General features: G+C 66.5%; 9 protein-coding genes. 1 reads left to right on the plus strand and 8 read right to left on the minus strand.

Annotation, left to right across the window (positions count from 1 at the left end; genetic code table 11):
- Positions 1 to 106 precede the first annotated feature (106 nt).
- From VHL31_RS01405 to VHL31_RS01440, 8 genes are all read right to left on the minus strand, one after another.
- Entirely contained in the window at positions 107 to 1,432 is a 1,326-nt protein-coding gene (locus VHL31_RS01405) for a hypothetical protein (RefSeq protein ID WP_329659408.1), read from the minus strand.
- Positions 1,429 to 2,001, minus strand: coding sequence for a hypothetical protein (locus VHL31_RS01410; protein ID WP_329659409.1), 573 nt, complete (start codon positions 1,999 to 2,001; stop codon positions 1,429 to 1,431). Before VHL31_RS01410 ends, VHL31_RS01405 begins: the two co-directional genes overlap by 4 nt.
- 59 nt (positions 2,002 to 2,060) lie before the next feature.
- The gene (locus tag VHL31_RS01415) at positions 2,061 to 2,330 is read right to left on the minus strand and encodes a hypothetical protein (RefSeq protein ID WP_329659410.1); all 270 of its coding nucleotides are present in this window, start codon (positions 2,328 to 2,330) and stop codon (positions 2,061 to 2,063) included.
- Positions 2,331 to 2,335: 5 nt separating this feature from the next.
- Positions 2,336 to 3,154 (minus strand): phage capsid protein, encoded by an 819-nt coding sequence (locus tag VHL31_RS01420; protein ID WP_329659411.1) that lies wholly within the window; start codon positions 3,152 to 3,154, stop codon positions 2,336 to 2,338.
- 163 nt (positions 3,155 to 3,317) lie between these two features.
- Positions 3,318 to 4,115 (minus strand): capsid assembly protein, encoded by a 798-nt coding sequence (locus VHL31_RS01425; protein WP_329659412.1) that lies wholly within the window; start codon positions 4,113 to 4,115, stop codon positions 3,318 to 3,320.
- Between the two features lie 34 nt (positions 4,116 to 4,149).
- Complete coding sequence (locus VHL31_RS01430) at positions 4,150 to 4,386, minus strand: hypothetical protein (RefSeq protein WP_329659413.1); 237 nt, start codon at positions 4,384 to 4,386, stop codon at positions 4,150 to 4,152.
- Positions 4,383 to 5,870 carry a portal protein gene (locus VHL31_RS01435; protein ID WP_329659414.1) on the minus strand — a complete coding sequence of 496 codons (1,488 nt, stop codon included), beginning with the start codon at positions 5,868 to 5,870 and terminating at the stop codon, positions 4,383 to 4,385. The genes VHL31_RS01430 and VHL31_RS01435 overlap by 4 nt, the downstream gene beginning before the upstream one ends.
- A gap of 73 nt (positions 5,871 to 5,943) precedes the next feature.
- Positions 5,944 to 6,342, minus strand: coding sequence for a hypothetical protein (locus VHL31_RS01440; RefSeq protein ID WP_329659415.1), 399 nt, complete (start codon positions 6,340 to 6,342; stop codon positions 5,944 to 5,946).
- A gap of 110 nt (positions 6,343 to 6,452) precedes the next feature.
- Between VHL31_RS01440 and VHL31_RS01445 the strand changes: the two genes are divergently transcribed.
- On the plus strand, positions 6,453 to 7,050 hold a 598-nt coding region (locus VHL31_RS01445; RefSeq protein ID WP_329659416.1), incomplete at its 3' end, for a hypothetical protein.

Consider the following 7,050-nt stretch of genomic DNA (forward strand, 5'->3'; position numbering starts at 1 on the left):
CGTCCAGGTACTCCAGCGAAACCAGGCCGCTGCGCGAAACGAGCAGCCAGGTCCGGCCGTCAAGGAAGGCCGCTGCGCGGATCAGGCCATTGGTGCGAATCCGCGACTAGGCGACGATGCCGTTGCCGCGGTCGACCGTCGCTGCCGCCATCGTGCCGTCGCCCTTGACCACGAGCACGAGACGGCGGACCGGATCGAACGCCAAATCCACCGGATCCACGACGAGATGGCGCGCCAGGACGGCGAGGTCGGCCGCCTGGAACGCCTGCTGGTCGTTCGTGAACAGGAACTCGCGCAGCTCGCGACCGGTCCGGCTGAGGAACAGGGTGGCACCGTCCACGTCGACGGGACGGACGTTGCGGTTGATCAGGGAGCCGATGCCCGTCTGCTGGTCCGCGCGGATCGTCGACGGGGTCAGCGGGTCGCCCGACAAGGCCCACTCGCCGGCGCTGGTGAAGACCTGTAGCTGGCGGCCGGAAACAAGGGCACGGATGGCGTGGTTGCGGTCCGTGCCCAGGCGGAAGCGGATCGCTTCCTCGTCGAGGCCGGTGCCTTCGTCGAAATCGAAGTAGCGTCCTGCCCGGGACATCCAGATCGCGTCCGGCAGGTCGCGTGATCCTCCCAGGATCAGCCGATCCTGCCAGAAGCCGACATTCGCCGGATAGCCATGCGCCTGGCTGAACGCCTGTTCGTCCCAGTCCCTGGTCGTCTGGCCGTCGTTCAGATCCTCCAGCACCATGCCGATCGCCTGGGTGGAACTCTGCACGTTCTGGATCTCGACCTGGCGGCCCTTGATCCGCAGCCTCGTGCCGGCATGGAAGGCGGTGAATAGCGGCGCCGACGCCAGCAGCGTCACGAGTGAGTCGCGCACGATCGGCTGATTGGCGGCAAGCCCCGCCTTGATCGGCTGGACGGCAACCTCGTTGGCAGCGAAGCGCGCAAAGGGTTCCCGATAGGCGAACGGCGCTGCGGCGCCCGTCGGAATGGCGAAGGACCAGCGCCTCAGCTCCCAGCTGCCGTTCGGCAAGCGCAGCAACTGCCGCGGCTCGAGGTCCGGATGGCAGATGAGCAGGGTCTCGCCCAGCCGGCCGAAGCTCAGTTGCGGGACCTGCGCCACCGTCCAGTTCGCTGAGGCCGGGGTATTGGGTGAACCGACCAGCACGTCGCCGATCACCACGTCCAGCTTGAACGCGCCGAAGGCGAGCACCGCGCCGCCATCTGCAGCGTCGAACGGAACCAGGCGGACCGCACCGGGCAGGTCGAGCGAGCGTCGCATGCCAGGGCGGCGGGTAACGCCGCCGGTAACCTGGACCAGCACGTTCTCGAGGCGTGAGGCTCCCTTGGCCTGCGCCTCGAGGTCCGACCTGCCGATCAGCCGCGGGTCGAGCTCGCCGGCGGTGAAGCTCGACTTGATCAGGGTGACGGCGCTCATCCGAGGCGAGCCTCGATCAGCGTGAAATCTTCCATCCGCCGCGGCGTGCTCTGCTGGCTGTCCACCAGCCGCGCTTGGCGAAGCTCGATCTCGGCCGACTTGCGGAGCAACTCGGCCCGGCTGGCACTCTCGGTGACCGGCAGGCAGAACTCGGCGGCCAGACGTGTGACCAGGGCAGAGGCGAAGAAGGCCGGATATTCCGCCTCGGGGACGCGCCGCTGGTAGGTGAGGGTAATCGTTGCCTGGTCGGCAAGCAGGAAGCTTCCCTGGACCCGGTAGTCCAGGCCGCGGCCCGACCGGAACGGTCCCGCGGAGATCACCCGGAGGCAGTCGGAGGGGAGCCGGTGGCGCCAGGCGAAATCCTGCGAGTCCGCCTCATCCGGATGGCTTAGGCTCGCTTGCGCGATGGAGAAGGTCCAAGGATGGGCGCTGACCAGGCCATCCCGCACCAGGTAATAGAGCTGCTGGGCGACGGTCGCCTCGGCGCTGCCCGCGGAGAACGAGCCGATCGGCTGTGCTCCGAGGCGCACGAGGGCCTGTGAGCAGAGGTCGAGGTCGCTATAGGCCATGATCCTGTTCCCCCAGGGCGCGCCGCAGCGGATTTGGCCGCTGCGGCTGCCCGATTCGGTCAGTCCGAGTTCAGCACGCCGAACTGGACCATGTTGGAGAGGTCGACGTGGCCGTCGGCATTGCCGGCCACCACCATCATGCCGTGGGTAGGCGTGGTGCCCAGACCAGCATTCAGCATGATGAAGTCGCCGACGCGCAGCATCTTGGCGGCGACGTCGAAATAGCCGGACGTGTCGACCGCGGTCGCGGCATCCTCGGTCCGGTAATGCCAGAGCGTGAAGCCGTTGGCGTAGGAGAGCACGCTCAGGTTCTCGGGTTTGTAGGCCATCGCTCTCAGTCCTCCAGGCACGGCATCTTCACGACGCCCTTGGGTTCGATCATCACCGCACCCTGGGACATCGACGAGGAAACGAAGTGGGCGGCACGATCGCCGTGCCAGCTGATGTCGGTCTTCACGTCCTGGCCGATGGCATGACCCAGCGCCGACTTGTGGTACCAAAAGCAGGTGCGCTTCGTGCCGTCGGTGGGCAGGCCGGAATGCGGGATCCAGGTCGTGCCCAGCCACATCTTCGCCTGCGTGCCCTTCCAGGGCAGGGCGGAGTCGCCCACGAACTCCGAGTTCGCGAACTCCGGCAGGTTCAGCAGTTCGGACCACTGCTTCCAGCCGACGATGGCGAAGCGCTGGCCGTCGTCCGGCACGTCGTTCTCGCCCAGCAGCTCGAAGGCCTTGAGGACCTTCGCCTTGGTCAGGCCGTCCGAGTCCGTGCCGGCTTCCTGGTTGGCCTGCTTCAGGGCGTCCATGATCAGGTCGTCGGTCTTGCGGCCGAGCGCGAAGGCCCCGGCGTTGGCCAGCACGCTGCGCTCGTCGATGTTGGTCTTCAGCTCGTCGAGCTGGTCGACCCATTCGCCGGCATAGTAGTCGAAGAGGCGGGCCTCCACGGTCGCGAACTCGAGGTTCATGACCGGCACGAAGCCGTTGCGGGCCTTCGTGGCAGCCGAGCCCTGGCCGACCTTCTGGAACACGGTGGAGCTGCCGGTCACGCCGTTCTTCACGCGGATGGTGTGGCGCAGCTTGCTGCCCTGCCGCTGATAGGCCTCGTGTACTTCGTGCTCGAACTGCTTGACGAAGGCCTGGTCGATCGAGGTGGACATGGTCGTCCTTCCTGATGGTTGGTCGTCGGGAGGCCGTGCGCCGGGGTTGTCCGGCAGGTTCATGCCGGGCCACGGGATTCTGGCCTGAGGCTTGAGCGAAGGGAGCATGCGCGGGCCACGAGGGTTGTCCGCGATCTCCCGACGAGATCGGGCGGAGGGCCGGCTAGCTGCCGTAGAGGCGGCGGTAGCCGTCCGTCACCCTCGCCACGAAATCCTTGTCGCGGTCCCGCCAGTAGCGGGGGTCGCGCATCATGCGGGTGAGCTGGTCGGGATCGGGGGCCAGCGAGGCCGGATCTCCGCCGCCGACGATGTCAGGTTCCTTGGCACGCATCATCGCGTGCAGTGCCATCACGCCGTCGAAGGAGCGTGAAAGCGCCTGATAGGCGGCAGGCTCGATATGCCGCTCACCGAAGGCCTTGAGCTGCTGCGCCACCGCGGCGAACCGCTCGGATCCCCCGAACTGCTCCTCGAGGCGCGCGCGCTGCTGCTGGGACTCGCGGACGAGCTCGGCCTCGGCGAGAACGGGTTCGACGAGCGGTTCGATCCGTTCGGCAGCCAGGTCGTAGACGAGCTGGGCCTGGTCGTTCGAGAGGCCGGCGGCGTGCAGGCGCTCCTCGAGGGCCGTGTCCCGCTCCAGCCATTCAGCCTTCTGCTCGATGACATAGCCGGCCGGGTCCTTCGGCCGCCCCAGGGCCGCGAACAGCCGCTCCTGGGCGGCGCGATCGGTCGGGTCGGCAGGCGCCGCCAACATGCTGCCGACCTTGCGCTCCAGCTCCAGATAGCTCTTCAGGAGCGTGTCGGCCCTGAGCTGGCCGTCAGGTCCCCGGAACTTCTCCGGGACCTCCATCATCGGCCCTTCCAGGCCGGATGCATCCGGCGGCGGTGCCGCGACCTCGGCCTGCGTCATGTCCCCGGCTTCCGGCATGACCGCAGGGTCGGTGACGACGTTTTCCTGTTCCATGGTGAACGAGCCTCGATTGGTCCGAAATGGACGGTCAGCGGCTGCGGCCGCGGGCTGCGAGAGACTGGAGGTGGGCGACCAGGCTGCGCTGGCCCTCGATGTGGCGCAGCTCCTGGTCACTCGTCTGGGGTGGCACGCGCCGGAGGAGGAACACCTTCTCCAGATGCGTCAGCAGCCGCTGCCCGTCCTGGGAGGCGAAGAGGCGGGCGGCGCACTGTGCCAGGTCCTCCCCTCCGCCTTGCGCGGCATCCGCGGGCGGGCTGTCCCTCACGACATGATCTCCCGCAGGAACTCGGCATTGAAGGCATCCAGATCTGCCTGCTCGCGGATCAGCTGGGACGGCACGCCCAGCGAGTGTCCGAGCCAGCGGGCGGCACCGGGCAGATCGACCACGCTGCTGGCGGGATCGCCCATCTGCCGGACGGTCTCCAGCCAGAGGAGCGCATTCTGCACGTCCAGCCGTGACTGGCGCCGGGCGAGCGGCGAGCTGTAGCGTAGCTCCATGGCGCGTCCGTCCAGGCGGGTGTCCTCGATCTCGCCGCGCCTGGCCAGGATCGCCAGGCCGCGGGCGACGAGCGGCGTCAGCAGCTCGGACTGCAGCCGGCCGAACACGGCAGAGAGGAGACGGGTCGTCTCGGCCGAGCGCTCCAGGACCTCGGTTGCCGTCATCCGCGCGTCCTGCATGGGACCCAGGCGGTCGACCAGGAGGGTGTGGCGGATCCGGGCGCGCAGGTCGTCCAGCACGAGCTGGCTGACATCGAAGCGTCCGGGCATCTCCAACGGCTTCAGGCCCTCGGAGCCCACGACCTTGGGAATGATGCTGCCGGGGATCAGCTTGATGTTGGCCGGATTGAGCACGCCATCATCCTCGGCCAGCCAGATGCCGGTGACGGCGATCGACGCATTCTTGAGGATGAGTTCCACGACCTTGTTGGCGGTACGCACGTCCGGCAGCGCGGTCATCATCGGGGAGCGGCCGTAGACGTCGCCGGCCGATTTCATCCAGCGAAAGGTGATGAACGGCGAATGGTCGAACTGACCCTCCGCGAGGCTGGCGACAGGGCGGCCGGTCTCCTCGTCATCGGTGAGCCATGCACGATACTGGAACCCCCGCCCGACCGGCACCACGGCTTCGACGACCCGGCAGGACTGGCTGCCATCGGCGGCCATCAGCTCGGCTGGCAGGGGAGCCTGCGGCCAGCGGACGCGCAGCGAGGACAGAGGCATGCAGGTCGCGCGGAAATGGCCGTTCACGGATCCATCGATGTCCTCCTCGATCGCCATCTCTGCCGCAGGGATGGCGGTGAAGCGAAACGACGAGGTCCGGCCCGGAGGTGCTTCCGCGAACAGGAGCGTGGCCGTTCCGAGCGTGACCAGATCGAGAAAAGCCTGGTGGATCTCGACGGCGAAATTCGCATGGTCGAAGTGCGACTGCACCCTGGCAGCCACCTCTTCCAGCGCCTCCGTGACCGCGGGCTGGTCCTGCTTGGGAACATCCGAGCCGGCACGCAGGCCGAACCAGGCGGACCATGGCGGCGTCAGTTCGCCCAGCAGACTGGCTGCCAGCTGCTCGACCGCATCCGCGGCCGTCGCATCGAACAATCGCTCGCTGCCGCGGCCCGGTGCGCTTTCCAGCCCACGCCCACGCTGCGGCATCGTGTAGGCGAGGCAGTCCCGCCAGACCGGCTCGAACTGCCGCCGCCGTTCGCGGGCCCTGCGGTAACGCTGGTCGAGATCGAGATCGACGACAGGCATTGGGGGCTCCAGGCTAGGACCGCATTGCGCAGTTGCGCTGATATAGAGACAATATTCCTATTACTGGACAACGTCAACTGGGCTTGTGTAGTCGCCAACCCAGATCCACGAGAGCCCGATGCAACTGGTAGGGTGTCCAAGCTCTGACATGACCCAACCCGAGCGTGCGTTTGACGATCTCGACGCAAGTGACCGGATACAGTCGGGCAAACGCTGCCTGAAAGCTTGGGCATCGCCCGGTGATGACAATCCTGCCCAAGCCGACATAGTGCTCGACGAGATCGAATTCTTTCGGCAGATCTAGCCAGGAGACGTGAAGACTGCGTAGAAGCGGATCAATTAGGATCCAGCCGCGTTCCGCACGTACGAGGCAGTAGCAATGGCGAAAGCCTGGTCTCAGCCAGGTGAGCCAGCGACTGTCGGAACGATCTTCAAAGACGACGAGCGCGTCGGAGGGGGTGGTCTCGATCATGACACTCGGTCTCAGATTATAGGATCATGAGCCTAGTGACAGGATCGCCGATCGTCAAGATGATGTTCCTACTACGATGATGCGAGAATAAGTGTGCGGAGCTGTTTCCTATGATGACGCATAAGGACGTCTGGGTCGGCATTGACCGCCTAGCCGCCAAGAATGGATTTTCCGCCTCGGGCCTGGCAAAGCGGGCCGGTCTCGATCCGACAACCTTCAACAAGAGCAAGCGCGCGACCAAGCAGGGAAAGGCACGCTGGCCCTCGACCGAAAGCATCGCGAAGATCCTGGAGGCCACGTCTACGCCCATGTCGGTCTTCGTGGCGCTGATGAGCGGCGAGGACGATGGCGAGCCAGCGCCGATTTCGCGCCGGCTGCGCTCCCTGCCGATCGACCGTGCGATGTCGGGTCAGGTCTTCGATGCGTCGGGATTTCCTGTCGGTGAGGGCTGGGAGGATGTCGACTTCCCCGGTCTGGACGACAGCCACGCCTACGCCTTGGAACTGAGCGAGGATCTCACACCCTGCTGGCGGCGCGGCGACGTGCTGGTAATTTCTCCCTCTTCATCGACCCGCCGCGGCGATCGGATCCTCCTTTGTGACCGCAAGGGCAAACTGCACTTGGGCATGCTGTCCCGCAGGACGGCGCAGCGAGTCGTGGTCGATCTCCCCGCTGGACAGGAAGAATCCTGGGCGAACGAGGATGTTG

Source organism: Geminicoccus sp. (assembly GCF_036263595.1).
GTDB lineage: Bacteria > Pseudomonadota > Alphaproteobacteria > Geminicoccales > Geminicoccaceae > Geminicoccus.

What these genes read in the sequence shown, in the direction of transcription:
- VHL31_RS01435 (WP_329659414.1), bottom strand. Translation starts at nt 5,870, where the DNA reads ATGCCTGTCGTCGATCTCGATCTCGACCAGCGTTACCGCAGGGCCCGC.
- VHL31_RS01405 (WP_329659408.1), bottom strand. Translation starts at nt 1,432, where the DNA reads ATGAGCGCCGTCACCCTGATCAAGTCGAGCTTCACCGCCGGCGAGCTC.
- VHL31_RS01420 (WP_329659411.1), bottom strand. Translation starts at nt 3,154, where the DNA reads ATGTCCACCTCGATCGACCAGGCCTTCGTCAAGCAGTTCGAGCACGAA.
- VHL31_RS01410 (WP_329659409.1), bottom strand. Translation starts at nt 2,001, where the DNA reads ATGGCCTATAGCGACCTCGACCTCTGCTCACAGGCCCTCGTGCGCCTC.
- VHL31_RS01425 (WP_329659412.1), bottom strand. Translation starts at nt 4,115, where the DNA reads ATGGAACAGGAAAACGTCGTCACCGACCCTGCGGTCATGCCGGAAGCC.
- VHL31_RS01440 (WP_329659415.1), bottom strand. Translation starts at nt 6,342, where the DNA reads ATGATCGAGACCACCCCCTCCGACGCGCTCGTCGTCTTTGAAGATCGT.
- VHL31_RS01415 (WP_329659410.1), bottom strand. Translation starts at nt 2,330, where the DNA reads ATGGCCTACAAACCCGAGAACCTGAGCGTGCTCTCCTACGCCAACGGC.